Annotated in this window: 25 protein-coding genes, 1 tRNA gene and 1 other annotated feature; of the genes, 21 read left to right on the top strand and 5 right to left on the bottom strand. The window is 37.8% G+C overall.

Features of this window, described 5'->3' with window-relative positions:
- The first annotated feature begins 11 nt into the window (after nt 1-11).
- The 4 genes from dapA to AC3B6B_RS04145 are packed head-to-tail and all read left to right on the top strand — an operon-like array spanning nt 12 to nt 3,953.
- Nucleotides 12-926 carry a 4-hydroxy-tetrahydrodipicolinate synthase gene (dapA, locus tag AC3B6B_RS04130; RefSeq protein WP_489757407.1) on the top strand — a complete coding sequence of 305 codons (915 nt, stop codon included), beginning with the start codon at nt 12-14 and terminating at the stop codon, nt 924-926.
- A complete protein-coding gene (gene dapB, locus AC3B6B_RS04135) occupies nt 926-1,684 on the top strand; it encodes a 4-hydroxy-tetrahydrodipicolinate reductase (protein WP_489757408.1) in 759 nt (252 codons plus the stop codon). Before dapA ends, dapB begins: the two co-directional genes overlap by 1 nt.
- Before the next feature lie 14 nt (nt 1,685-1,698).
- On the top strand, nt 1,699-2,880 hold the full coding sequence (locus AC3B6B_RS04140; protein WP_489757409.1) for an aminotransferase class I/II-fold pyridoxal phosphate-dependent enzyme: 1,182 nt from the start codon (nt 1,699-1,701) through the stop codon (nt 2,878-2,880).
- A gap of 23 nt (nt 2,881-2,903) precedes the next feature.
- Nucleotides 2,904-3,953 carry an aspartate-semialdehyde dehydrogenase gene (locus AC3B6B_RS04145; protein WP_489757410.1) on the top strand — a complete coding sequence of 350 codons (1,050 nt, stop codon included), beginning with the start codon at nt 2,904-2,906 and terminating at the stop codon, nt 3,951-3,953.
- A gap of 112 nt (nt 3,954-4,065) precedes the next feature.
- Here the strand turns inward: AC3B6B_RS04145 and AC3B6B_RS04150 are convergent, their stop codons facing one another.
- Together AC3B6B_RS04150 and AC3B6B_RS04155 are read right to left on the bottom strand one after the other, a co-directional pair.
- Nucleotides 4,066-5,121 (bottom strand): YdcF family protein, encoded by a 1,056-nt coding sequence (locus AC3B6B_RS04150; protein ID WP_489757411.1) that lies wholly within the window; start codon nt 5,119-5,121, stop codon nt 4,066-4,068.
- Between the two features lie 34 nt (nt 5,122-5,155).
- Entirely contained in the window at nt 5,156-7,567 is a 2,412-nt protein-coding gene (locus AC3B6B_RS04155) for a Xaa-Pro dipeptidyl-peptidase (protein ID WP_489757412.1), read from the bottom strand.
- Nucleotides 7,568-7,850: 283 nt separating this feature from the next.
- On the opposite strand from AC3B6B_RS04155, the gene AC3B6B_RS04160 reads away from it, so the two are divergent.
- Nucleotides 7,851-9,233, top strand: coding sequence for an NAD(P)/FAD-dependent oxidoreductase (locus AC3B6B_RS04160; protein ID WP_489757413.1), 1,383 nt, complete (start codon nt 7,851-7,853; stop codon nt 9,231-9,233).
- Nucleotides 9,234-9,933: 700 nt separating this feature from the next.
- On the opposite strand, the gene AC3B6B_RS04165 is transcribed toward AC3B6B_RS04160, so the two are convergent.
- Nucleotides 9,934-10,006 (bottom strand) — tRNA-Gln (locus tag AC3B6B_RS04165).
- A 154-nt stretch (nt 10,007-10,160) separates the two neighbouring features.
- Here AC3B6B_RS04165 and AC3B6B_RS04170 point away from each other — a divergent pair.
- The 7 genes from AC3B6B_RS04170 (at nt 10,161) to AC3B6B_RS04200 (ending at nt 16,126) form a co-directional block, all read left to right on the top strand.
- Entirely contained in the window at nt 10,161-11,579 is a 1,419-nt protein-coding gene (locus AC3B6B_RS04170; protein ID WP_489757414.1) for a C69 family dipeptidase, read from the top strand.
- 244 nt (nt 11,580-11,823) lie between these two features.
- On the top strand, nt 11,824-12,798 hold the full coding sequence (locus AC3B6B_RS04175; protein WP_489757415.1) for an SIS domain-containing protein: 975 nt from the start codon (nt 11,824-11,826) through the stop codon (nt 12,796-12,798).
- 16 nt (nt 12,799-12,814) lie between these two features.
- A complete protein-coding gene (locus AC3B6B_RS04180; protein ID WP_489757416.1) occupies nt 12,815-13,231 on the top strand; it encodes a PTS sugar transporter subunit IIA in 417 nt (138 codons plus the stop codon).
- Nucleotides 13,232-13,251: 20 nt separating this feature from the next.
- Nucleotides 13,252-13,716: a PTS sugar transporter subunit IIB gene (locus AC3B6B_RS04185; protein WP_489757417.1), complete on the top strand. Its 465-nt coding sequence runs from the start codon at nt 13,252-13,254 to the stop codon at nt 13,714-13,716.
- A gap of 12 nt (nt 13,717-13,728) precedes the next feature.
- A complete protein-coding gene (locus AC3B6B_RS04190) occupies nt 13,729-14,478 on the top strand; it encodes a PTS mannose/fructose/sorbose/N-acetylgalactosamine transporter subunit IIC (protein ID WP_489757418.1) in 750 nt (249 codons plus the stop codon).
- Complete coding sequence (locus AC3B6B_RS04195; RefSeq protein ID WP_489757419.1) at nt 14,471-15,310, top strand: PTS system mannose/fructose/sorbose family transporter subunit IID; 840 nt, start codon at nt 14,471-14,473, stop codon at nt 15,308-15,310. Before AC3B6B_RS04190 ends, AC3B6B_RS04195 begins: the two co-directional genes overlap by 8 nt.
- A gap of 90 nt (nt 15,311-15,400) precedes the next feature.
- The gene (locus AC3B6B_RS04200) at nt 15,401-16,126 is read left to right on the top strand and encodes a GntR family transcriptional regulator (protein WP_489757420.1); all 726 of its coding nucleotides are present in this window, start codon (nt 15,401-15,403) and stop codon (nt 16,124-16,126) included.
- Nucleotides 16,127-16,238: 112 nt separating this feature from the next.
- Here AC3B6B_RS04200 and glyA read toward each other — a convergent pair whose 3' ends face one another.
- A complete protein-coding gene (gene glyA, locus AC3B6B_RS04205) occupies nt 16,239-17,474 on the bottom strand; it encodes a serine hydroxymethyltransferase (RefSeq protein WP_489757421.1) in 1,236 nt (411 codons plus the stop codon).
- 160 nt (nt 17,475-17,634) lie between these two features.
- Between glyA and AC3B6B_RS04210 the strand changes: the two genes are divergently transcribed.
- Together AC3B6B_RS04210 and AC3B6B_RS04215 are read left to right on the top strand one after the other, a co-directional pair.
- On the top strand, nt 17,635-18,291 hold the full coding sequence (locus AC3B6B_RS04210; RefSeq protein ID WP_489757422.1) for a sugar O-acetyltransferase: 657 nt from the start codon (nt 17,635-17,637) through the stop codon (nt 18,289-18,291).
- The gene (locus tag AC3B6B_RS04215; RefSeq protein WP_489757423.1) at nt 18,284-19,090 is read left to right on the top strand and encodes a Cof-type HAD-IIB family hydrolase; all 807 of its coding nucleotides are present in this window, start codon (nt 18,284-18,286) and stop codon (nt 19,088-19,090) included. The genes AC3B6B_RS04210 and AC3B6B_RS04215 overlap by 8 nt, the downstream gene beginning before the upstream one ends.
- Before the next feature lie 87 nt (nt 19,091-19,177).
- Here the strand turns inward: AC3B6B_RS04215 and AC3B6B_RS04220 are convergent, their stop codons facing one another.
- Entirely contained in the window at nt 19,178-19,924 is a 747-nt protein-coding gene (locus AC3B6B_RS04220; RefSeq protein WP_489757424.1) for a tyrosine-protein phosphatase, read from the bottom strand.
- Between the two features lie 138 nt (nt 19,925-20,062).
- Here AC3B6B_RS04220 and AC3B6B_RS04225 point away from each other — a divergent pair, with 138 nt between their 5' ends.
- From AC3B6B_RS04225 to rplT, 7 genes are all read left to right on the top strand, one after another.
- Nucleotides 20,063-21,184 carry a uroporphyrinogen decarboxylase/cobalamine-independent methonine synthase family protein gene (locus AC3B6B_RS04225; protein WP_489757425.1) on the top strand — a complete coding sequence of 374 codons (1,122 nt, stop codon included), beginning with the start codon at nt 20,063-20,065 and terminating at the stop codon, nt 21,182-21,184.
- Nucleotides 21,185-21,337: 153 nt separating this feature from the next.
- A complete protein-coding gene (locus tag AC3B6B_RS04230) occupies nt 21,338-22,063 on the top strand; it encodes an ABC transporter ATP-binding protein (protein ID WP_489757426.1) in 726 nt (241 codons plus the stop codon).
- Nucleotides 22,060-23,169 carry an ABC transporter permease gene (locus tag AC3B6B_RS04235; RefSeq protein ID WP_489757427.1) on the top strand — a complete coding sequence of 370 codons (1,110 nt, stop codon included), beginning with the start codon at nt 22,060-22,062 and terminating at the stop codon, nt 23,167-23,169. Before AC3B6B_RS04230 ends, AC3B6B_RS04235 begins: the two co-directional genes overlap by 4 nt.
- A gap of 6 nt (nt 23,170-23,175) precedes the next feature.
- Nucleotides 23,176-23,820, top strand: coding sequence for a TetR/AcrR family transcriptional regulator (locus AC3B6B_RS04240; RefSeq protein WP_489757428.1), 645 nt, complete (start codon nt 23,176-23,178; stop codon nt 23,818-23,820).
- A 42-nt stretch (nt 23,821-23,862) separates the two neighbouring features.
- Nucleotides 23,863-23,972 (top strand) — a sequence feature (ribosomal protein L20 leader region).
- Nucleotides 23,973-24,020: 48 nt separating this feature from the next.
- The gene (gene infC, locus AC3B6B_RS04245) at nt 24,021-24,533 is read left to right on the top strand and encodes a translation initiation factor IF-3 (RefSeq protein ID WP_489757429.1); all 513 of its coding nucleotides are present in this window, start codon (nt 24,021-24,023) and stop codon (nt 24,531-24,533) included.
- A gap of 20 nt (nt 24,534-24,553) precedes the next feature.
- Nucleotides 24,554-24,754, top strand: a complete 201-nt coding sequence (rpmI, locus tag AC3B6B_RS04250) for a 50S ribosomal protein L35 (protein WP_489757430.1) — start codon at nt 24,554-24,556, stop codon at nt 24,752-24,754.
- A gap of 36 nt (nt 24,755-24,790) precedes the next feature.
- Nucleotides 24,791-25,147, top strand: a complete 357-nt coding sequence (gene rplT, locus AC3B6B_RS04255) for a 50S ribosomal protein L20 (RefSeq protein ID WP_489757431.1) — start codon at nt 24,791-24,793, stop codon at nt 25,145-25,147.
- The last annotated feature ends 66 nt before the right edge of the window (nt 25,148-25,213 follow it).

Below are 25,213 nucleotides of genomic sequence, written 5' to 3' on the forward strand. Positions count from 1 at the left end.
GAGGAAGAATAATGTTTGAACAAGTAGAATTAATGACAGCGATTGTGACACCTTTTACTGAAGATAATCAAATTGATTTTGATGGTTTGGATCAATTGATTGAACATTTACTACAGACTGGTAGTCAAGGTTTTATTGTTGGCGGAACTACGGGCGAAGTAGCTACGATGTCTAATGAAGAAAAATTAGCTTTGTATCGACATTTTAGTCAGACCATTAATGGCCGCGTACCGATTGTGGCTGGTAGTGGTTCTAATGACACACAAGCGACAATTGATTTTACCAAGCAAGTCGGGCAAATTCCTGGAATTGATGCCGTTTTAGTAGTAGTTCCTTATTATAATAAGCCTGATCAACGCGGTATGATTGCCCATTATGAAGCCATAGCGGCCCAAAGTCCGCTACCAATTGTGATTTACAATATTCCAGGGCGGACTGGTGTTAGCATGCGACCAGAAACCGTTATCCATTTAGCACACAATAAGAATATTATCGGCGTTAAGGAATGCGAAAACTTAACGGATTTACAAGCCATTATTCAAGCAGTTCCTCAAGACTTTGCCGTTTATACTGGCGAAGATGAACAAGCTTTGACAGCAAAAGTATTAGGTGCTAAAGGAGTTATTTCAGTAGCCAGCCATTTATATGGAAGAGAAATGACCAAAATGTACGCGGCTTTAGCTGCGGGTGATGTGGCGCAAGCTGGAGCTTGGCAACGGTTGTTAACCCCTAAGATGCATGCGTTATTTATGTATCCATCACCGTCTGCTGTTAAAGCTAGTTTAAATGCTCAAGGTTTTACAACGGGGAGTTGTCGGTTACCAATTGCAACTTTAACGTCTGATCAAGAAGCGCAGGTGGCCCAAGCGTTAGGAGTTCAGCAATTAAGTGATAATTTAAGTTTTGACTTGGAAGAGGATAAATAATGTATAAAGTTTTAGTAGCTGGTGCGACGGGCAAAATGGGTCAACAAGCAGTTCAATTAGTTCAAAATAAGTCCAATTATGAAGTGGCGGCCATTTTGGCGCCCCAGGCTGACACAACTGATTTAGAACTCAGTTCCACGACGCAACGCTTTACTAAATTGGAACAAATTGACCAAACTTATGATTTATGGCTAGATTTTACAACGCCGCAAGCCGTCTTTGAAAATACGCAATTTGCATTAAATCACCAAATGCGACCAATTATTGGAACTAGTGGTTTAGATGAACAACAAGTTCAAGAACTCACAAATTTAGCACAACGACAAAATTTAGGCGGTTTGATTGCCCCTAATTTTGGCTTATCGGCGGTGTTGTTGTTGCGTTTTGCCCAAATGGCGGCTGAATATTTCCCAGACGCAGAAGTGATTGAACTGCATCATGCAGATAAAAAGGATGCGCCTTCAGCAACCGCTTTGAATACGGCACGCAAGATTCAAGCTGGTCGTAAAGTGGCACGTTCTAATCCAACTTTTGCCCAAGCAGCTCGGGGGTTAGATCATGAGGGCGTAGCCATTCATGCAGTTCGCTTACCGGGTTATTTAGCTCACGAGGAAGTTTTATTTGGCGGACCAGGTGAAGCTTTGAGTATTCGTCAAGATTCGTTTGATCGCAGCTCATTTATGCGCGGCGTTGATGTGGCCTTAGACAAGGTGCCACAATTGACTCAACTAGTTTGGGGCTTAGAAAATATTTTATAGAGGAAGTTAATAGCATGCCACAATTAGCAGATGATTTACAATCAGCAGGTAATCAAACCTTAGCAGCCATTGAACCTTCGGCAATTCGGCAATTTGATCAAGAAATTTCCGATATTCCGGGGATTTTGAAATTAACGTTAGGCGAACCAGATTTGGATACACCATTGCATGTTCAACAAGCGGCAATTGCTAGTATTCAACGAAATGAATCACATTATTCGCCACAAAAAGGGACAGTTGCATTGCGGCAAGCTATTAGTGCATATTTAAAACGCAAATACGAATTAGCGTATGACCCAGAAACGGAAATCGTTGCCACAGTTGGGGCAACGGAGGCATTGACAGCAACGATTTTTGCTTTAGTTAATCCAGGTGATGAAGTCTTAATCCCAACACCCACATACGCGTTGTATTTTCCGCTATTAAAATTGGCAGGAGCCAAGATGATAGAAATTAACACTGCGCCCACTAATTTTACTTTGGCAATGGAGCAATTGGCAGCTACTCTAAATAAACATCCGAATGCTAAATTTTTAATTTTAAATTACCCGGGAAATCCCACTGGTCAAGAATATTCTCACCAACAATTGCAGCAATTGGCGCAGCTTAGTCGCAACTATCATTTAGGGATTATTGCTGATGAAATTTATAGTGAATTGACGTATGACCACTGTCAACACGAGTCGATTGCCCAATTTGCTAGTGAACGCACCGTGTTAGTTAATGGTTTATCAAAATCACATGCGATGACCGGTTACCGGGCTGGATATGTGGTAGCACCAGCACCTTGGATTCAATTAATTGCCAAAATGCACGGCTTTTTAGTAACTTGTCCGCCCAATCCGTCACAAGCGGCGGCGACCGAAGCACTGCAAATTCAAGGAGATGCAGATCCCCAGCAAGCAGTAAACTTGTACCAACAGCGGCGCGATTACTTGTTCCAAGAGTTAACTAATTTGGGCTTTACCCCAGTCAAACCGCAAGGAGCATTTTATATGTTTGCCAAAATACCGGCTCGCTTTGGTGATGATGATTTAGCATTTGCGCGGTTGTTAGCGCAAAAAGCCAAAGTTGGCTGTACGCCCGGGCGAGCATTTGGCCAAGCAGGTCAAGGCTACATTCGCTTTTCCTTTGCTGCTAGTCAAGAGAAATTACAGCAAGCGGTCCAGCAAATGCGTGATTGGTTACTGAAGTAAAAAGTAATTAGGAGATTGAAAAGATGAAAGAGTACAATGTAGCAATTTTAGGAGCTACTGGTGCCGTGGGTACCAGAATGATTGAACAATTAGCACAAACACAAATTCCAGTAAAAAATTTAAAATTATTAGCTTCTAAACGCTCAGTTGGTAAAAAATTACATTTTCGTGAGACCACATGTTCCGTTCAAGAAGCGACCGAAGATTCGTTTAAAAACGTTGATTTGGTTTTATCTTCAGCTGGTGGCGCAGTCTCCAAACGTTTACTGCCGCATGCGGTAGCTGCTGGAGCGATTTGTGTAGATAATACCAGTGCCTTTCGGATGGATCCCGAGGTACCTCTGGTGATTCCAGAAGTTAATCGAACTGCTTTGGCGCATCACCATGGCATTATTGCTAATCCTAATTGCTCCACGATTCAAATGTTAATGGCTTTAGCTCCCATTGATCGAAAATTTGGTTTGCAACAAGTGATTGTTTCCACTTATCAAGCAGTTTCTGGTGCGGGACAATCCGCTTTAAATGAGTTATTAACCCAAACTCGACAGTATTTAAATAATGAACCTTTAACCGCGGAAATTTTACCAACCAAGGGTGATCGTAAACATTATCCGCAAGCGTTTAATTTATTACCACAGATTGATGTATTTGAGGACTCTGGTTATACCCATGAAGAATGGAAAATGATTCATGAAACTAAAAAGATTTTACGAGAAGATATGGACGATTCTCAACTCAAAGTCACAGCAACTTGTGTTCGGGTACCGGTAGCGATTGGTCATGGTGAATCAGTCTATTTCACTGTCAAAGATACAAGTGCTACTGCGAACCAATTACGTGAACTGTTAGTACAAGCACCCGGTGTGGTTGTCCAAGATGATCCTCAACAGCAACTTTATCCGCAGCCACTTACGGCTGCTGGTAAGCGGGAAACGTTTGTTGGACGCTTGCGTGCAGATTCAGAAAATCCGGGAGCCTTTAACTTGTGGGTGGTTGCTGACAATCTATTAAAGGGTGCTGCTTGGAATGCTGTCCAAATTGCGCAATGTTTGATTGAAGATCAATTGTTATAAGTTAAGCGATAAAAAGTAGCTAGTAACAGTCACAGGATGATGATTGTTACTAGCTACTTTTTATTACATATGATTAAATGTTCAGCTTTGAAGCAAATATTTGGGTTAATGGTTAATTGGTTAGGACTGCCCAAACATCAAAAAGTGAACCTACTAAAATCAAACTCAAACAAATAATATGAAATTTTTTATGATTATTTAACAGGGCCAAATATTCCCGTAAAAAAGCATTTGGCACAAAAAAGTGACTCGTTTTCGCACCAATACCAGTGATATTTAAGCCAACATAACGAGCGTAACCGGCTGCACGAAAGGTATGATAGTCACTGGTGGCAAAAATACCATTTTGTAAATTGATGTGTTTGGCTTGTAAAATTTTTTTCGAAAAAAGCATATTCTCATACGTAGTACGTGATTGTTCCTCACTCAGCACATTTTGCGGCGCAATACCTTGGTGTAAAACATAATTTTTCATAGCACGACCTTCAGGGATCGTTTCGTCTGTTCCTTGGCCGCCGGAACAAATGATTAACGGAAAGTAGCCTGTTTTTTGAAATTGTTTCTGCGCAAAATTTAAAGCTACATTGATTCGCGCTGCTAACAGGGGCGAAACTTGATCACCGTGTAATAATCCCGCACCTAAAATAATAATGTAATCTTGATTGAAGCGTGGTCGATAGAGCCTTGTGATTAAAAAAGAAGTTACAAAGGCTAAAAACCAAAAAACAACATAGCCAACGATGGGTATAACAATGTGCTTATATAAATTAAAGAAAGTCGGCGATAGAAAATGGCGCGTACATAATTTAATAATAGGAATGCTAACAAGTACTAGTCCTAAAATTAATGTCAAATTATTAGCCAATGAATGACTTTCGTGTTGCCAGACAATAACCGCATTCCAAAGGAGTAACAATCCTAAAGAAGCGTAAAAGATCAGAATTGCAGTAGTGATAGCAGCGACAATCCAGTAGACGATTTGGTACAGCAAAGGGTTATGCATGGTTTCAACGGTTAAGATTAAAGCAATTCCGAGCGTAAAAACGAGAATATTAGCCAAGGCACCGTTTAATAAGCGAAACTTATTTTGAGCCAGACTAATACTTAAGCCGACTAGACTGCCGACAACAATCAACCAGAGACCCCAAAGCAAGTAATGAGTTGGCATACTAAATGACCCCTTTAAAATATAATTATCATTATTATAAGTGGGGAATATCTAAAGAGCAATGACTTAACTCAAAGGTATAGTCAATAATACTATTAGGACGATTGGTCATTTCAAAATCACTGGAATAAATTATTAATCCCAGTTGATGAAATTTGCTTAATTTATAATGAGTAGGTTGCAACTGCACGTCAATATCATAAAAATGATTGGGAGTTACTCTTTCGACTTGGCTCGGGCTGTGGCGGTTTTGTAAATTAATATGTGCTAAAGAAATTAATTGATAGTCGCTTCGTTGGGAATCTAATTCGTATTCTTTTAAATCTTCTGAATGATAATGATAACCCTGATCATAGGCTTGGGCAGCCAAAGTAGTGGGGAGTGGTTTGAGCCGTTGTGCGGTGCCAAAATCGACTAAGCGCAAACTTAAGAAGCCTTGCTTATCAGAACTAGCAACCCGTAAGTGAACTGTGGGACGACCATCAATAATTAGTTGATCATTAGGGTTATCGCTCAAAAAGATTAGTCGGTTGTTGGCTAAGGTCGAATAGTTGAGATTCATTAAGTTGTCATGCCATTGTTTGGCATTATTGTAATAGGTCAAAAAACAATGTGAACGATCAGTAAAGCTTGCTTTTTCAATGGCTTGTGGTTGGTGCTTGGTTAAATAATGATCTGATAAATAGTAAGTTTGTACAGGATTAGCTGGACTGCACCAGTCTTCATAGGTGTGCCACGTTTCTGGAACTGTATTATCTTGAATGAGCACAGTTGGTAAAATCTGGTCAGCTTGATTATCCACATCATAAAGTTTGTAGGATAACCAGAGATTCATCATATCGTTAAAATCTAGCGAACGATTATTATTGATATAAATGTGGGGTCCCTGATGTAAAATCAACTTCTTGGTAATTGGCAAATCACGTAATTTGGCCCACAATTTTTGTACATTTTTAGGTTTGACATTCCAATCATTTAAGCCGTGCACTAAAATAACGTCAGCTTTAATATTTTGGGCTTGATGGCGGTAATTGCGTTGTTCCCAAAAATCAGTATAATTACCAGTTTCGCGTTCTTGACCCTGGGTGATTTGTTGTAAATGTTGTTGCCAGCGCTGTTGAACTTTGTGATAATCACCCGCTTGTTTTTGCCGAGAAAAAGTTTCCTCAGCTAAAACGTCACAATCTTCGCCTTGAAAACCGCCAGGAGCCACGACCAGACCGTGTTCACGGTAATAGTCATACCAGCTGGAAATTGCAGCTTCACTAATAATGGTTTTTAGGCCTTTAACGCCAGTGGTGGCCGCAGCAGTCGCTAAGGTTCCTAAATATGACCGGCCCGTCATGGCAATCTTATGGTTGGACCACCAAGCTTTAATTTGAATTTGGTCTGTTTTATTGGTGAAAGCAGTACGTGTTTCGGTAAGCCACTCAATGACAGCAGTGGTCGAGATGGTTTCTTGTTGATCACCGCAGGTGCGAAAACCATCGGAATCTTTGGTGCCAATACCAGCAGCATAAACAACCGCAAAGCCGCGTGCCAGAAAATAATCATTTAAACTGTACGTAAAATGGTTACCGAAACTCTGTTCCACTTGAGTAGTGTGGCCCAGGATTTTACGGGGGGCAGGAATGGGTGGATTTTGCGGTAGAGTATTTGAAAGTGTAGATTTTTGTGGCTGTTTGGGTTCTTGATAGCCCATATTTTCGTGCGTTAATTTTTGACCGGCGGCATCATTAGTACCTTGGTTGTAAGGTGAAGCCGTGTACAAAACAGGGACTTTAAGTCCGTTATTGGTTTCCGCAGGACGCGTAATTTCGACTTTGAGTAAATCGCGCTGGCCATCGTGGTCGGTGTCTTGACTAGATTCGACATAAACGACTTCGTTAATTAATTGTGTTGTGTCAAATACAGGCTGGGCTTTGCCGTTAAAAAATAACGGTTGGGGCACTTGCTGCTCCTTCATTAATTCAACAAAGTACCCCCGACTAGCTAATTCATCGAGATACGTTTGCCCGTTGACGGTATGTGTAATTAACAGTTGGTAAAAGCCATGAATAACTTCCGCAGTGGTTAAATGATTATGCGCAAAAGCGGGGTAATTTAATTTGACTGTCGTTTTTTGCGGTGTCGCTAAGGTGAAATCTTGGTCAATTTCTAAACCTAGTAATTGAAAGTAGACATTATAAAAAACATTGGGTGAGACAAAATCGTACTGCTGAAGATATTGGGCAACAGTCAAGTTGGGGGTAGCCATGAGGTTCTCTAATTGTTGCATTTTTAATGTAGGATTAGTTAATTCAGGAAAGCAGTTACCGATTAATTCTGCAAAAAGTGTGGCTGCTGGTTTTTGTAGTTGGCTGTTGGACAGAAATTTGATTTGTTGCAGTTCTTTAATTTCTTGTTCAGTAGTAGTAGGTTGAATACCAAATTGATTAAGTTTCATTGCCAAAATTCCTTTCAAGTTAGTTATGCTTCTTATTATAGAGTAACAGTGAAATAAGCTAAATGAATTTTTAAAAATAAAAATTAAGCTATTGTTTTTACTGGTTAATTTAGCTTTTAAACGGTCCTAGTTAAATTGTTAGGCCAATTTAACTTTGAAAACTATAATTCAATGTGCTAACTTTAATGGTGGTGTTCAAATTGTTATTAAATTGAATAATTATTGCTACAATAATAGCAATTTGATGGGATCACTAATTTAATTTTTCAAAGGAAGATTTTTTATGAAAAAAAAGAGAGTTGTAATTGTTGGTGCTTCTCATGGTGGTCATCAGTCCATCTTGGAATTACTCAATCGTTATCATGATCAGGTCGAGATTACGTTATTTGAGGCCGGCGATTTTATTTCGTTTATGTCTTGCGGTATGGAATTGTATTTGGAAGACAGCGTGACTGATGTTCATGATGTCCGCAACTTTAGCGCGGAGAGTTTCCCGCAAGATAACGTGCACATTTTAAGTAATCACCAGGTGACTCAGATTAATAGTGATCAAAAAACAGTAGCAGTAACAGATGTAACAACGGGGCAAAGTCAAACGGTTGCTTATGATAAACTAATCTTGAGTTCCGGTGTCCAACCCAAATCACTGCCAGTTCCAGGAACTGATTTAGATAATGTTTATTTGATGCGGGGCTTAGATTGGGCTACCAAAATCAAGGCTAAATTAGCAGATCCAATGGTTAAAAATGTAACGGTCATTGGTGCCGGTTATATCGGGATTGAAGCTGCGGAAGCCGCCATGAAAGCTGGTAAAAAAGTTACTTTATTAGACGTGATTGCGCGCCCTTTGGGAATGTATTTAGATGCCCCGTTAACAGATATCTTAAGTCAACATTTAGCTGATCAAGGTGTTAATGTTCAAACTAATGTCCAGATTACGGAATTTAGTGGTCAAGCGGGTCAAGTTCAGGCCGTCAAAAGTAAGCAAGCTACTTATCCCAGTGATTTAGTCATTCAAGCAGCAGGTGTCAAACCGGTAACTGACTGGTTACAAGGTACGGTTGCTTTAGATGAACGTGGTTTTATTCAGACGGATGAATATTTGCGGACTAATTTGCCAGATGTTTATGCAATCGGGGATGCAACCTTAGCTTACTCGGTAGCTGCTAGACAAAAAATGCCCATTGCCTTAGCGACGGTAGCCCGGCGCGAAGCTCGTTATGTGGTGCAACACTTATTTGAAGAACAACCGGCACAGCCGTTCAAGGGCGTAGTGGGTTCGTCAGCTTTGAGTGTGTTTGACTATCATTTTGCCCAAAGTGGTTTGAATAGTAGCACGGCCGAGCGTGCAGGAGTTCAGCTAGCTAGTTCATTTTACCAAGATACTTTGCGGCCAAGTTATGTTCCTAGTGGTGTCGACAATCCAGCTGTCTACGTGCAATTATTCTTTGATCCGCAAAGTCATGTGCTATTAGGAGGGGCAGTCTTGTCAACTTATGATATTACAGCACAAGCTAACGTCTTAGCCTTAGCCATTCAACACCAATTGACGGTCGAAGATTTAGCAGAAGCGGACTTCTTCTTCCAGCCCGGATTCGATCGGCAATGGAGCTTACTCAATCTAGCTGCCCAACATGCTTTAAATGAACCAGAATTTACTAAATAATAATGGCTGTGATGAAAAGCATGATTAAGTATTGAGCTATAGAATATTTTCTTAATTTAAAAATGATATGCTTTGCAAAGGAAGCTGCTGTTTGCAAAGCATATCATTTTTTGGTTTTAATTGCTGAACGGATTTACCACAATTTAATTTTGGTGCGAATGATGCAAAATCAGTTTGATCAGGCGTTAATTGAATTCTTTGAAGTTTACCAAAACGGCAGGTTGTTAGTTTTTAAATAGTCGTGTTATAATTGACATGTAGATAAAGACGTCTGCATGATGACACAAAAGCCATTCCTATGCTGGTAGGAATGGCTTTTTTTGTGCTGTTGTAATTAGCAACTCACTTTTTATTGTGTTTGCTGTGCAATAGTTCAGAAAACAACTGGCTGGTTATACTCACAATTATTGGTGCAATAATTGTGATAAAGACGTCTTTAAACATGATGGCACCCGAGTTGCCGTTAAAAATTATATTTCGTGATCTGGGGGAAATCTGAAGGAAATGTTATGGACAAAAAGAAGAGGTATTATGATAGTATAAATAGTTTAGAGATCGGGCTTTTTATTTCAATTATTTTTTAACTAGCATCGTGCGTACTAACCAATTTTATGATACCTAATGCTCATTTTATTTTAAAAATTTAATAACATAAAAAAATACCAACCTTTTGGTTGGTATTTTGATGTTTTAGAACTGATTGGGTATGTAGGGCTCGAACCTACAAATTACGGATTCAGAGTCCGTTGCCTTACCGATTTGGCGAATACCCAATGAATCAACATTAATATACTATCGAAATATGGCGTTTGTGTCAATAGCAATTTGAAAAATTAAAGATTAATTGGGGGATTAGTTGCACTGCTGCATAAACATGCCTACAATTAAAATAAGTTGATTAAATAATGTTAGATAGAAGGTCAAACAATGGAAACCCCACATAGAACCAGTGCTTGTACTAGTATTTTAATTGGTAAAAATGCTAGCCTGGATGGTTCAATTATTATTGGACGCAATGAAGATGCTAATACCGCGTTACCGAAACATTTTCTAGTACATCAGCATCAACAGTTTACGACTGCACAACAATTTGTTTCACAAGCCAATCATTTTCAAATGCCGTTGCCTAAAGAACGCTTTAAATATACAGCGACTCCAGAATGTACCTCAAAGAACGGTCTATTTGAAGAGGATGGTTTTAATGAATTTGGGGTCGCTATGAGCGCCACCGAAAGTACTTATACCAATGCGACCGCTTTAGGAGCCGATCCCTTGGTGACTGATGGTATTGGTGAAGAAGCAATGGTAACTTGTGTCTTGCCATACGTCAAAACCGCCCGGGCAGGAGTGGAACGTCTAGGCAGTATTGTGGAAAAATATGGCACTTGTGAATCCAATGGCGTTTTATTTGCTGACCAACAAGAAGCTTGGTATATGGAAATTGTTTGCGGTCATCAATGGGCCGCCCAACGAATTCCTGATGATAGTTATGCTGTTGTCGCCAATCAAGTTGCCATTCAAGAAATTGATTTTGAAGATAATTATAATTTTATGTTTAAAGATGATCTCAAAGAGTTTGTGATTGAGCATCAGTTGAATCCTGCAACATCTGGATTTAATTTTCGACAAATTTTTGGAACACAGACCGCTTTTGATGAACATTATAATACACCCCGTGTTTGGTGGGGACAGCAACAATTTTCCGGAGTTACTGATGAACAGCCTACGAGTGAAAACTTGTCCTTCTTACATCAGCCGCAACATAAATTGAGTATTGATGACGCAAAAATGTATCTCTCTTCGCACTATGAAAAAACACCGTATGACATTTTAAATCAGCAGGAACATCCATTCCGTCCAATTAGTTTGGCGAAAACTCAAGAATCCCATTTACTGCAAATTCGTCCCAATTGGCGTCCAGCCATTGCTTGTGTTCAGTGGTTGGCTATGGGGGTTAGTGCTCAAAGTGTTTATGTGCCATTTTATTTAGGAATGAATGAAACACCCGATTTTTATCAAGTAGGCGATCTGAAGTATGATAGTGTGTCTGCTTATTGGCTTTATAAATTGGCAGGTGTCTTGGTTGATAGTCACTATCATGAATTTGGTTCACTTTTAAAAGATTATCAAACAAAGATTACAGCCCACTTGAATTATGCTTTGCACCAGAGTGACCGTACAGCGCAGGAGTTTAGTGATCAGTCCATGTTAGCAAATTATTTAACCAAGTGTTCACAAGAAAATGCGCAGTATGCGGCGCAACAGTATCGACAATTGATTGCCGAATTAGTGACGCGGTCTACCGCTTTGTCGCCGTTAAATTACCAAACCGATTTGAATTTATGATAAAATTTTAAAAGTTTATAGGTTTTAATACGTTGAGACAAATTTGCTTTGAAGCTAGGATTATCAAAAATGTCGTTTAGATTAGCGATATTTTTGGTCCTAGCTTCTTTTTTGTTTGTAAAATTTAAATTAATTTGAATTATTTAATAAATATACTTGCTTTATAAAACGCTATCATTGTATACTTAATACAAGGTTATATAATGTTATATAATCTTTAAACTAGATAAAGGAAGTTTTGCAGATGAGAAAAGAGCACGTATCACAAATTGAAAATGCAGTAGCAGCTGTTTCGAAGAGATCATTTAATAGTATTTTCTTTGTAGCATGCGGAGGATCACAAGCAGTTCTTATGCCGGGACAGTATCTTTTTGACAAGCAATCTACCTTAATTAATCAGGTTTATACTGCTAATGAATTTATTTATGATAAGCCTAAAATGTTAGGTGAAAATTCGATTGTAGTTTCCATGTCACACTCTGGAACTACGCCGGAAACTGTTCAAGCTACAAAAATGGCTAGAGAAAGTGGAGCTTTAACTATTAGCTTTTCACATGATGATAGTTCACCTTTATGGGAAACAAGTGAGTATCCGATTCATTATGATTGGGGTACTGAAGCAGATGCTAGCGATTTAAATAAGCCAGTCTTTTATGGATTAATTTTTAAGTTATTGAAACATTTTACTGGAGATGGTAAATGGGATATTTGCTTTAATGAATTAAATAAATTACAAGATTTAACTGTGAAAGTCAAAGCGGAGCATTCTAAGTCAGCTACGGCTTGGGGACAAAAATATAAAAGAAGTTCTACTATATATACCATTGGTAGCGGTATTAATTATGGCGAAGTTTATTCAACAGCGCTGTGCTGGTTTATGGAAATGCAGTGGATTAACTCTGGTGTTATTCATTCAGGTGAATACTTCCACGGCCCATTTGAAGTAACGGATTACGATATGCCATTTTTATTAGTGAAAAGTATTGGTAATACACGTTTCTTGGATGAACGTGTTGAAAAATTTGCTCAACAACATACTGATTGCTTAACAGTTATTGACCAAGCTGAACTACCATTAGACTCTGTAGATGATACTGCTAAAGAATATATTGCTGCTATTTTATCTGGAGTATTGATCAGACAACTTGTGGAATCTTTAGCCTATGAAAGAGGTCATTCCTTAGATGTACGACGTTACATGTGGCATTTGAAATACTAAATAATCAGGTGATTTAATGAATTTTGATATTATTTTAGCAACTCATAGTAGTTTATGTGATGGTTTTATACAAGCTGCTTCTTTAATTTTAGGTAATACTGATTTAAAACTTTATACTGCATCATTTGTCGAAAATATGTCCGTTGACAGTTATGAAGATTTATTAAAAGATTTGATTATGAACAAGTGTCAAAAAAAAGATATTTTAATTTTAACTGATATCTTTGGAGGAACGCCTGCCAATGAAGCTATTAAAGCATTAACTTCAAATAAAAAAATTGAGATTATTTCAGGTTTAAATTTACAACTATTAATTGAAGTTATTATTGCAAGAAATAATGGCACTTTATTATCTAATGTGGATATTGCTAAGATGATAAAGGAAAGTCGAGAAGGGATATTATCAGTTAACAAAAAAATTGAGTCAATGTAGGAGAAGGAAGGTTAAGCTTAATGATTAAACTATTCAGAGTGGATCATCGCTTGATTCACGGCCAAGTTGTTTTTTCTTGGGTAAAACAATATTCAATTAATCGTATTATTGTGGCTGATAACAAAGTTATCAATAATCAAATGAGTAAGATGGCCTTATCAATGGCCAAACCAACTGATTGTGAACTAGATATTATTCCCATCGCTAAAATAAAAGATACGATTGAAAAAAATAGTAATGATCAAATTATGATTCTAGTAAAAGGACCTGAAGAAGCGTATGAAGTTGCTAAAATTATTCCAGATGAAGTAAAAGAAATCAATTATGGTGGTGTAGCTAAAAAAGATGGTTCTAAACAGTACGCTAAAACAATTTTTTTGAATAGTGATGAATTAGCAGCAACACAAAACATTATTCAGAGTGGTATCAAGATTGTTGTACAGCAAGTCCCATCGGTATCACCTGAAAAAGTTAGCTTTGTTTAGGAGGAAAATTAAATGCTTTTAAAATCGGTTCTCTTAGGCTTGGTTTCTATCTTTGGTGTGTTTGATTCAAGAATATTTGGACGTCAAAATCTTGGGCGACCATTAATCTTAAGTACATTAACAGGTTTGGTGTTAGGTGATTTAAAACAGGGAATTATTTTAGGTGCTTCCATGGAATTGATTTCAATGGGCTTTGTTGCAATCGGTGCAGCAGCTCCACCTAATATGCAAATTGGAAGCGTTATTGCTACGGCATTTTCGATTTTATCAGGTTCCAGTACTGAATCAGCGCTAGCTATTGCTTTACCAGTAGCCGTAGCAGCAGAATTTATTGATATTTTAATGCGGATGTTAATTTCGCAATTCAGCCATTCTGCTGATAAGTCAATTGATCGGGGCGATTTTAAACGCGCACAACATGTTCATATATGGTGGTCGCTAGCATTAAATTGTATTCTATACTTTACATTAATATTCGTGACTATTTACTTTGGTGCATCATCTATTAAGCCAATAGTTGATAGTATTCCTAACGCAATTACACATGGTTTAACTGTTGCTGGTAATTTACTTTCTGCTTTAGGTTTTGCGATGTTGTTGAGTACGATGCTTAGCAAGAAGCTATTTCCTTATTTCTTGTTTGGTTTTTTAGTTGTGGCGTACTCTCATTTGAGTCTTATCGGGTTAACATGTTTCTCAGTATTACTAGCGTTTATTATGGACAAAGTTAACTATGGTAAAGGGAGGAAGCAAAATGACTGATAAAACTGACGTTACAGATAAATCTGGCAGTTTAATTACTAAAAAAGATTTGCGCAAAGTTTTTCTGAGATCAATGGCGATTATGTGTTCTTGGAACTATGAACGTCAGATGAATATGGGCTTTATGTATGGTATGGCGCCTATTTTAGATAAGCTATATGCTGATGATTTAGATGGCAAGAAAAAAGCTTATAAACGGCATATGCAGTTTTATAACTGTACTCCGCAGATGACGTCATTTATTATGGGAATTTCTGCTTCAATGGAAGAACAAAATGCTAAGGATCCTGATAATTATGATGCCGACTCTATTTCGATGATTAAAACTAGTTTAATGGGGCCATTTGCTGGTATTGGAGATTCTTTTTTTCAAGGAACAATTAGAATAATTACTTTTGGTATAGGATTGTCTTTTGCTAAGCAAGGTAGTTTGTTGGGCCCAATTCTTGCCGTTGGTTTATTTGCAATTCCATCATTGTTGGCCTCGTATTATGGCACATTTTTAGGCTATAATTCTGGTAATAAATATCTAACCAAACTGTATGAAGAAGGTTTGATGGATCGGATAATGGAGTTTGCTTCTATCATTGGTTTATCAGTTGTTGGTGGCATGGTTGCTAGTATGATTGATATTACAACTCCTCTGAAATTTGCAGCGGGTGGTACCAAATTAAAATTACAGAGCATGATCAATCAGATCTTTCCGAAATTGTTGCCAATAATTTTTACTCTTGTGATATACTACCTAATAAAGAAAAAAGTAAATACTAATACCCTACTAATAGGCATTATTGTTTTTGGAATAATTATTGGAGCGCTTGGAATTCTTTAATTTCAGTCCTGAAATGCTCACCATTTCGACGGGAAATCCTCGTAGGGATGCGTGGGCTTTTTATATCTAAATTTTGAAAGGAATCAATTAATGACGGAGTTACAAAAGAACCAAGCATTATATGTACAAATAGCTTCATTGATGCGAAGTGAAATTTATTCTGAAAAATACGTTTTTGGTGAAAAGTTGCCTACTGAAAATGAATTATGTGACAGATTTTCTGTGAGTAAAATAACTGTACGCAAAGCGATACAAATGTTGGAAAAACAAGGATTAGTCAAAAAGATTCAGGGAAAAGGAACTTTTGTACAATACGTCAAAGAAGTTAAAGAAATTGGAAAAACGCCGATGGGTTTTTATGATTTTTATTCTTCAAAGGGGCATCGAGTCAAGAATGACTTTTTACAAACCAAAATCATTAATGATAAGAGTGATAGTCTACCTTCAGCAGTAGTGAAGAATATTTCTTTTCCTCTGTACTATGTACAACGCTTAATAAGTGAAAATGACTTACCAGTAGGCATTGATAATATTTATGTATCAGCCAATATTTTTCCAAAATTCATTGAAAATATGATATCGCTAAATGATCTATATAAGGTCTTTGACTTAAAATATGGGGTAAAAATAGCTAAATCGAAGCTTAATATTAGTGGGATCTCGGCAAATGAATATTTGGCTAAAAAATTAGATTGCTTGATTGGTGATCCCTTGTTTGTAGTTGATAAATTAGGCTATTCAGCTGATAAAAAGGTGATGCATTTTTCTAGTTCAATTGTTCGTTGTGATCGAGTGGAATATACTTTTACGATATAAGATTATTATTTGATTTTTAAAATTGATATGCTTACTATCGTAGTCCAATGTAAAAAGACCCTCGGAGTTATTCGAACTTCGGGGGCTTCATTGTCTGTAATTTAAATTTAGTTTAACGTTGAATTGGATGCTTGGCAGTCAATGTTTGGACTTGTTGTTTGACTTGGTCTAATTTTGCGGGATCATCAGCGTTGTGAATGACCTGCAAGATTAATTGGGCGGTTAATTGGCTATCTTGTTCATCAAAACCGCGACTAGTAATCGCTGGTGTCCCTAAACGTAGACCCGATGTTTTAGAAGGGGGTAGCGGATCATTAGGAATTGCTTCTTTATTAGTAGTAATGCGTACTTGATCTAATAAGTCTTGGACTTGAGCACCATTTAACTTGGTTTGACTTAAATCTAAGGTCATTAAGTGATTGTCAGTACCACCAGTTAAGACTTTGACTTGCTCATCAGCATTAAAGACAGCTGCCATAGCTTGGGCATTATTGAGAATTTGTTGCTGGTAAGTTTTAAAACTCGGTTGACTGGCTTCACCAAAGGCTACTGCTTTAGCAGCAATGACGTGTTCTAAAGGACCACCCTGGGTTCCTGGGAAAACTGCGCTTTTAACTTTTTTGGCATATTGTTCCTTGGCTAAAATAAAGCCGCCTCGTGGACCACGTAACGTTTTATGTGTAGTTGAAGTTACAATGTCGGCTACGCCAACCGGGCTAGGATGTAACCCCACCGCTACTAAGCCAGCAATGTGAGCCATATCGACCATTAATAAGGCGCCGACTTGATCGGCAATATCGCGGAATTTTTGAAAATCAATTACGCGACTATAGGCGGAAGCGCCAGCAACAATTAATTTGGGCTGAACTTCTTGTGCAACTTTTAGGACTTGATCATAATCTAAAAAGCCGTTGTCATCGACACCATAACTATAGAAGTCATAAGTTTTACCAGAAAAATTAACTTTCGAACCATGAGTTAAGTGACCGCCCGCATCTAAGTCCATGCCTAGTACGCGATCACCAGGTTTAATTAGGGCACGATAAGCAGCTTCATTAGCCTGGGAACCGGAATGTGGTTGGACATTAGCGTAATCAGCGTGATAAAGCTTTTTCACGCGGTCAATGGCCAATTGTTCAATTTGGTCAATGTATTCATTGCCACCATAGTAGCGTTTGCCTGGATAACCTTCGGCGTATTTGTTGGTTAAAACGGATCCTTGTGCGGCTAAAACTCCTTTTGAAACAATATTTTCCGAAGCAATCAGTTCAATATTGTGTTCTTGACGATCTTGTTCTTGAGCAATGAGCTGCCATAACTGGGGATCTTGTTCTTGATAAGTTGTCATCATAATCCTCCTTACTATTTATGATTAATATCATTATATTATATATTAAAACGTAAAACGGTCTTTTAAGAAAAAAAGATTAAGAAAGTATTAATACTACTATAATGACGTTTTCATAATGTCTCAATTTATGCCATAATTAGCCATAGGAGGTGTAAAAATGCAATCTGATTTTGATTATGAACAATTACAGCAAGGTAAACTTTATCGTTCTGATCAAATTTTGCCAGAACATCAATCCATGGCGGGCAAATTGATTGCTCAAAAAATTAATCAAGTTCCTTTAAATCAAACTGAACAAATTGTGGCCTTAGAACATCAGCTGTTTGGCAAAGCCGGACAGAATCTGTATGTTAATCCGCCAGTTTATGTTGATTATGGGCGCCATGTCTTCATTGGTGATAATTTTTATGCTAATCAAAATTGTACTTTTTTAGATGTTAATTCGATTACAATTGGCAATGATGTACTAATCGGGCCAAATACCAGCTTGTACACTGCAGGGCATCCGGTGGATCCGACAGTACGTAAAGAAGGACTGGAGTTTGGTCAACCAATCGTTATTCAAGACAATGTTTGGTTGGGTGGGAGTGTTAGTGTTTTACCTGGAGTAACTATTGGCAAGAATTCCGTGATTGGTGCGGGTTCAGTAGTTACGAAAGATATTCCGGAAAATAGTGTCGCAGTTGGTAACCCTGCTCGCGTGCTGCGAACGATCAATGCGCAAGACTATCAGTATTGGCGCCAGCAGCGCAGCGATTATTGGCAAGCACAAAAGCAGATGCAAAATACAATTCAAGGAGAAAGCAATGATTAAATTAGTCGCAATTGATGTTGATGATACGTTATTAAATAGTAAAGGTGAATTATTGGCGTCAACGATTCAAGTGATTGGTCAAGCAGTTAATAACGGCGTGAAAGTTGTCTTATGCTCGGGCCGCCCCTTAGCTGGTGTGCAAGGATTTTTAAACCAATTAAAGATTCAACAACCAGATCAATATGTTATTACATTTAATGGTGCGGTAATTGAATCGGTAACTGGTGAAAAACTTAGTCAAAAAGGTTTGACGAAAGCTACTTATCAACTGGTCGATACTTATTCCCAAGAACATCACTTGGCCTATAATGTCCTGGATGCTGACAGTCAGATTTACACTAGTAACCAAGATGTAAATTGGGTAACTGTCATTCAAGCTTGGGAAAATCAGGCGGGAATTTTAATTCGTCAACCGCAAGCGGTTTCGGATGATACTACGATGATTAAAGCAGTGTTTGTGGGTGACAAATCTGAATTAGATCGCCAGGAAGCTGAAGTTAAGCAAACTTTTGGTCAGGATAATTATGTAGTACGGGCTGCAGCTAACTTTTTGGAAATTATGCACGCTGATGTTAACAAAGGGATTGCTTTAAAGACTTTGAGTCAAAAATTAGGTTTTACTCCGCAAGAAGTGATGGCAATGGGTGATGAACAAAATGATATTCCGATGTTCGATTTTGCGCAAACAGCAGTGGCGATGGGGAATGGCTCGGACTTAGCCAAACAACACGCTACTTATGTTACCCAATCTAATGATCAAGATGGCATTGCGCAAGCCTTTGAAAAGTTTGTTCTATAATATTTTAGTGATTAAAAAAGCCAACTTTTGTTGAAAAGTTGGCTTTTTTAATTGCTTAATTGTGAGCTCAGTGTCTTTTGAAATATTTTAGGATTCTACATATAGTTTTCGAAATTGAGTGATATAATCTGCAGGTAAATTCAAACCTGCTTGAAGATAGTTATCAAAATTACCATATTTGGCAATCAAAACCGTTTGGGCATGTTGTAAATATTCTGGTGCCACTTGCAGAGCAATCAATAATTGTTGTACTTGGTAATCAGTAATTTCATCGCGATGCTGCTCCACAATTTCTTGGTTGGCTTCTTTTCGTAATTCGTTGGTTTTTAAATAGTCATCCATAATGGCTTCGTCACTAGCACCAGCCGCTTTTAAAATTAAAGCAGCTGCAAAACCAGTGCGATCTTTGCCAGCAAAACAATGAAAAATAATTGGTTGTGGCTGTTCAATTAAATCCATCATAAAAGCGTGATAACCAACTTGAGCAGAATGACTGGTAACCAATTGCTCGTAAGTTTCGAGCATATGTTGGTGGGTATCACCAGAGTTTTCTACCATCTTATTCATAGAAGCGTAATTGGCCGTGGCGTCAGCCAAGATGTCCAAATGTTTCCAAGTAATAGCTTTAATTGGAGTATCCGGCATTTGTTCTGTTTCTTTAGTACTGCGAAAATCGTAAATTGTTTTGATTTGACAAGTATTGGCCAAAAAAGCACTTGTTGCTGGTGTTAAATTAATTAATTGGCCACTACGAAAAAAAGTATTCTTTTTTAAATGACCGGTTGCCGTTGCAATACCGCCGATGTCACGAAAATTAACTGGTTCAATTTGCATACTTAATTGTTTCCCTTCAAAGTTACATTAATAGTCTTAATATAAAATAAAACTCATATTTGTCAACAACATTTCTAGAATTTTAATGCAACGGGTGTAGACTAGAATTAAATTAAGCAAAAGAGGTCTGAAGCAATTATGAAAATCAATAAGTATCCTTATCATGCTGATGTTGTGGGGAGCTTTTTACGACCAGCAACTTTAAAAGTGGCTTACCAACAAGCAAAAGATCACAGTTTAACACCAGAAAAATTTCAAGCACTGCAACAACAAGCAGTCAAACAGTTAGTAACCAAGCAACGCCAGCATCATTTGGCGGTGCTGAATGATGGTGAATTTAACCGTGAAAATTTTTTCTTGGATTTTTTGGCGGGGTTAACCGGAATTGCGGTTGTGCCACAAGGTTTTCAATTGAACTTTAGTGGGCAACAGTTAGTTGATGATGGTTTACAATTGGCTGGTAGAATTCAGTACAATGCGCAACATCCTTTTTTTGCGGATTATTTGTATTTAAATAGCCTCTTACACGATGATGAACAAGCCAAGGTGACCATTCCAGCACCAACGCCACTCTTATTTACAGGTAATTTTGCAGTAATTAATAATGTAGAACAATTTTATGCGACGCGCGCAGAATATTTGCACGATATTTTGATTACGTATCAACGCACAATTCAGCACTTCTATGATTTAGGTTTACGGTATTTACAATTAGATGATCCTTGGTTATTGGGAATTACATTGCCGTTTGCTGGGTTACAAGAGCAACCAGAAGCAGCACAAAAATTAACACAAGAAATCGTGCAACTGCTGCAAGATTTACTAGCCAGTTTACCGGCCGATTTAATCGTAACAACTCATATTTGTCGCGGTAATTTTCATTCAGCACCGTTAGGTGGGGGAACTTATCAAGATATTGTTGATATTTTGACACAATTACCCTATGATGCCTTTTTCTTAGAATATGATGATCAGCAAGCTGATGGGGATTTTGCTCCCTTAGCGCAAATTCATCAAGAACAACCGCAAGCCGTTTTTGTTTTGGGATTAATTACGACAAAAACTGGGCAAATGGAAACAGCGGCAGAACTTATTGCGCAAATTCAAACCGCGGCCCATTTTGTGCCATTAAATAATTTGGCGTTGTCACCACAATGTGGCTTTGCTTCAACTAAAGAAGGCAATGATTTAACTGGAGAACAGCAATGGGCCAAAATTGATTTGATGAATCACGTGGCTAGTCAAGTATGGTCCGAATAAAGTCAAATTAATAGTAGCAATAAAAAAAGAGGTTGGAACAATCATCGTTGTTTCAGCCTTTTTTAGTGAGTTAACTTGTAAATTCCAGTGACAATGCTACAATAAATTTTGTAAGTAAGTAATTACTAACTTACTAAAATTATGGAGGTTGCCATGACTCAAGAAGTTATTCAATTAATTGATATTCAAAAAAAGTTTGGCCCACAAACAGTTTTGGATGATGTGAGTTTTCAAGTACAAGCTGGTGAAATAGTGGGCTTGATCGGTCCCTCTGGTGCTGGTAAATCCACGATCATTAAAATTACTTTAGGTATGGAAAAAGCCGATGCCGGCCAAGCCACGGTGTTTGATACTGTTATGCCCAATCGCGTTTTACTAAAAGATATTGGTTACATGGCTCAGACGGATGCGTTATATGATTCTTTAACCGCTTATGAGAATCTACAATTTTTTGCACAGATGAAAGGCATTGTGAAACAACAAATTGATGAACAAATTCAACATGCGGCGGCAGTAGTTGATTTGACGTCAGATCTAAAGAAACGAGTTAGTGGTTATTCTGGCGGGATGAAGCGGCGGTTATCTTTAGCGATTTCTTTATTAGGTAATCCGCCATTATTAGTTTTAGATGAACCGACAGTGGGGATTGATCCAGCATTGCGCCAGCAAATTTGGCAGGAATTGATGCGCTTGCGCGATAGTGGTCGGACCATTTTAATTACCACTCATGTCATGGATGAAGCGGAATTGACGGATCGAGTAGCTTTATTATCTGATGGGCAAATTATTGCTAATGATCATCCCAGGAATTTAGAAAAACAATACAATGTTCAAACAGTAGAAGAAGTCTTTTTGAAAGCAGAAGGTGACTTGAAATGAGAACATGGGCTATTACCAAACGTGTATTAAAGGAATTATTTCGTGATAAAAAGACTTTGGCGCTCATGTTTATTGCGCCGTTAATTGTCTTAGCTTTAATGAATTATATTTTTAATGTTAATACTACAACTAATGTTACAATTGGCACCGTAGAAGTTTCGCAAAGTTTAAAACATAATTTAAATCAGGTCCAGCATGTTCATGTTAAAACTTATCAGTCCTCTCAATCAGCTAAGGCTGCTTTGAAAAAAGAACAGGTGGATAATATCATTGTTCAACGTAAAAATAAGTTGGTGGTCACTTACGCGAATGTTGATGCGGGCAAAACCAAATTAGCTAAATCAGCTTTACAAGTGGCCTTGAATCAAAAAAATATAAATCAATTAAAATCATCATTTCAAACTCTTCAAAAAGTTTTGCCGCCCACATTGCAACAATCAACAGTGCTAGGTCAAGCTAAAAAAATAAAAATTTATAATGCTTATAACTATGGTACGAAAGATTCGACATTTTTTGACAAATTAATGCCGATTCTGATGGCGGCCTTTGTCTTTTTCTTTGTTTTCTTGATTTCCGGAATGGCGTTGTTAAGTGAACGGACCTCAGGAACGTTGAATCGCTTGTTAGCCACTCCAGTGAAGCGTTCCGAAATTGTTTGGGGTTATATGTTGAGTTATGGACTAATCGCTATTTTACAAACTATTTTAATTGTTTTGTTTACGGTAGGTATTTTGAAAGTGCAAGTCGTTGGTTCTTTATGGTTAGTTTTATTAATCACTCTACTTTTGGCTTTAGTGGCTTTGTCATCCGGAATTTTTATGTCCACTTTTGCCAAATCCGAATTTCAAATGATGCAGTTCATTCCAGTAATCGTCATTCCCCAAATTTTCTTTTCCGGAATTGTACCATTAACTTCCATGGCTAAATGGGCGCAATGGTTGTCTGATATTTTACCATTAAAGTATGCTTCTGAAGCTTTGACGAATGTGATTATGAAAGGATTTACTTTGAATCGGATTAGTGGTGATCTTTTAGTTCTCGTTGTCTTTCTTTTAGCACTAACTGTTGGTAATATAATAGGATTAAAACGTTACAGAAAGGTTTAAAGTCATATGACTCAAAAAATTGTTGATTCTTGGTTAGCTGATGAAAAGATTCCGGCTGGTAAAAAGAAAATCTTTCAAGCAGCAGTTAAGCTATTTGCACAAAAAGGTTATCAAGCAACCACGACTGCGGCTATTGCACGAGAAGCCGGTCTAAGTGATGCAACGATGTTTAAACATTTTAAAAATAAATCTGACTTGTTGCAGGCAATTATTACGCCGTTGATGCAACAAATGGTTCCCAAGATCAGTGATCAGTTTTTGCAACAAATTCAGCAGCAGGCCACTAATGTTAGAGATTTGATAGCATATATTATGCGTGATCGTTATCAGTTTATGGCTAATAACTGGCAAATTATTTTGATTGTGTTGGATCAAATTTTAGTCAATCAGAACTTTCGCACGCAGGTGTTAGACATAGTGCAGCCTAAGTTAAACAAAGCGTTAGAGATCTTAACACAATTGTTAAAAACGGATCAGCAGGTCAGTTCAGAAGTGACGGCTACTGATTTAACCCGTTTAATCGTTGGCCAATTGTTAGTTACTTTTATTCAAAATTACAAATTGCAAGATCCTAATGGCATTGATACTCGGCAAGAAGAACAAACAATGGAAAAGATGATTTTTTGGATTCAACAAGCAGTTAAAAAATAATTCTTGACTTCTGCTTAAATGAAAACTATACTGTTTAAGTGTTGAAACAAGCAGAAGCTCCCGCTTCTCACCCAAGCTTGAAGCCACTGGGTTAGATAATAATAATCGATAATTGATTGCGGGTGCTTCGGCACCCGCATTTTTTGTGAGTGATAATTTTTCGGAGGTGGATACTCATAGCTAATAATAGCAAAAACAATATGATCGTGAATGATCGCATTCGTTCACGTGAATTGCGTGTAATTTCAGTTAATGGAGAACAATTAGGTGTTAAGACTAAGCAGGAAGCATTACGCTTAGCCGAACAAGCAGACTTGGATTTGGTATTGGTTTCGCCTAATGCCAAACCTCCAGTAGCTAGAATTATGGATTATGGAAAATATCGGTTTGAGTTACAAAAAAAGGACCGCGAATCTCGTAAAAAACAGAAGACTGTTAGCATCAAAGAGATTCGCTTGAGTCCAACTATTGAGCAAAATGATTTTGATACCAAACTCAAGAATGCTCGTAAATTTCTCGAAAAGGGTTCAAAAGTTAAAATCTCGATTCGCTTCCGTGGTCGTGCTATCACTCACAAAGAAATCGGTCGGGATGTTTTGGAACGTATGGCAGATGCAACGAAAGATGTTGCAACCGTAATTACGCGGCCAAAGATGGATGGTCGTAGTATGTTCTTAATGCTTGCTCCAATTAATGACAATAAGAAAAAATAACAACGCAGGAGGATTTTATTATGCCTAAGCAAAAAACACATCGTGCATCAGCAAAACGTTTTAAATTTACTGCTAATGGTGGTTTGAAGCGTGATCATGGTTATACTAGTCACCGTTTCCACGGTAAGACTAAGAAACAACGTCGTCAATTAGCTAAATCAGCAATGGTCAGCTCCAGTGATATGAAACGTATCAAACAAATGTTGACTACTTACAAATAACATTATTTTATTTAATAATTTTTAGGAGGAATCTTTATGCCACGTGTTAAAGGTGGAACAGTAACTCGCAAACGTCGGAAGAAAGTTCTTAAGTTAGCCAAGGGTTACCGCGGTTCTAAACATATTCAATTTAAAGCAGCATCAACACAGTTATTTAATTCTTATCATTATGCTTTTCGGGATCGTAAGCAAGTTAAGCGTGATTACCGCAAATTGTGGATTGCCCGGATTAATGCTGGTGCTCGGATGTATGATCTGAGTTATAGCAAATTAATGCATGGTTTGAAGTTAGCTCAAGTTGATATCAATCGGAAGATGTTAGCAGATTTAGCAGTTAATGACCAACGTGCTTTTAAGAAGTTAGTTGATTTAGCTAAAGATGCGTTAAAATAAACACGTAACTAGCTTAGCTAGTTACGTGTTTTTCATCGAATGAGTTTAAAAATAAAAAGTTACTAA

This window comes from Bombilactobacillus sp. ESL1197, assembly GCF_058107145.1.

Coding starts and splice junctions, on each gene's coding strand:
- dapA (WP_489757407.1), top strand. CDS start 12: ATGTTTGAACAAGTAGAATTAATGACAGCGATTGTGACACCTTTTACT.
- dapB (WP_489757408.1), top strand. CDS start 926: ATGTATAAAGTTTTAGTAGCTGGTGCGACGGGCAAAATGGGTCAACAA.
- AC3B6B_RS04140 (WP_489757409.1), top strand. CDS start 1,699: ATGCCACAATTAGCAGATGATTTACAATCAGCAGGTAATCAAACCTTA.
- AC3B6B_RS04145 (WP_489757410.1), top strand. CDS start 2,904: ATGAAAGAGTACAATGTAGCAATTTTAGGAGCTACTGGTGCCGTGGGT.
- AC3B6B_RS04150 (WP_489757411.1), bottom strand. CDS start 5,121: ATGCCAACTCATTACTTGCTTTGGGGTCTCTGGTTGATTGTTGTCGGC.
- AC3B6B_RS04155 (WP_489757412.1), bottom strand. CDS start 7,567: ATGAAACTTAATCAATTTGGTATTCAACCTACTACTACTGAACAAGAA.
- AC3B6B_RS04160 (WP_489757413.1), top strand. CDS start 7,851: ATGAAAAAAAAGAGAGTTGTAATTGTTGGTGCTTCTCATGGTGGTCAT.
- AC3B6B_RS04170 (WP_489757414.1), top strand. CDS start 10,161: ATGGAAACCCCACATAGAACCAGTGCTTGTACTAGTATTTTAATTGGT.
- AC3B6B_RS04175 (WP_489757415.1), top strand. CDS start 11,824: ATGAGAAAAGAGCACGTATCACAAATTGAAAATGCAGTAGCAGCTGTT.
- AC3B6B_RS04180 (WP_489757416.1), top strand. CDS start 12,815: ATGAATTTTGATATTATTTTAGCAACTCATAGTAGTTTATGTGATGGT.
- AC3B6B_RS04185 (WP_489757417.1), top strand. CDS start 13,252: ATGATTAAACTATTCAGAGTGGATCATCGCTTGATTCACGGCCAAGTT.
- AC3B6B_RS04190 (WP_489757418.1), top strand. CDS start 13,729: ATGCTTTTAAAATCGGTTCTCTTAGGCTTGGTTTCTATCTTTGGTGTG.
- AC3B6B_RS04195 (WP_489757419.1), top strand. CDS start 14,471: ATGACTGATAAAACTGACGTTACAGATAAATCTGGCAGTTTAATTACT.
- AC3B6B_RS04200 (WP_489757420.1), top strand. CDS start 15,401: ATGACGGAGTTACAAAAGAACCAAGCATTATATGTACAAATAGCTTCA.
- glyA (WP_489757421.1), bottom strand. CDS start 17,474: ATGACAACTTATCAAGAACAAGATCCCCAGTTATGGCAGCTCATTGCT.
- AC3B6B_RS04210 (WP_489757422.1), top strand. CDS start 17,635: ATGCAATCTGATTTTGATTATGAACAATTACAGCAAGGTAAACTTTAT.
- AC3B6B_RS04215 (WP_489757423.1), top strand. CDS start 18,284: ATGATTAAATTAGTCGCAATTGATGTTGATGATACGTTATTAAATAGT.
- AC3B6B_RS04220 (WP_489757424.1), bottom strand. CDS start 19,924: ATGCAAATTGAACCAGTTAATTTTCGTGACATCGGCGGTATTGCAACG.
- AC3B6B_RS04225 (WP_489757425.1), top strand. CDS start 20,063: ATGAAAATCAATAAGTATCCTTATCATGCTGATGTTGTGGGGAGCTTT.
- AC3B6B_RS04230 (WP_489757426.1), top strand. CDS start 21,338: ATGACTCAAGAAGTTATTCAATTAATTGATATTCAAAAAAAGTTTGGC.
- AC3B6B_RS04235 (WP_489757427.1), top strand. CDS start 22,060: ATGAGAACATGGGCTATTACCAAACGTGTATTAAAGGAATTATTTCGT.
- AC3B6B_RS04240 (WP_489757428.1), top strand. CDS start 23,176: ATGACTCAAAAAATTGTTGATTCTTGGTTAGCTGATGAAAAGATTCCG.
- infC (WP_489757429.1), top strand. CDS start 24,021: ATGATCGTGAATGATCGCATTCGTTCACGTGAATTGCGTGTAATTTCA.
- rpmI (WP_489757430.1), top strand. CDS start 24,554: ATGCCTAAGCAAAAAACACATCGTGCATCAGCAAAACGTTTTAAATTT.
- rplT (WP_489757431.1), top strand. CDS start 24,791: ATGCCACGTGTTAAAGGTGGAACAGTAACTCGCAAACGTCGGAAGAAA.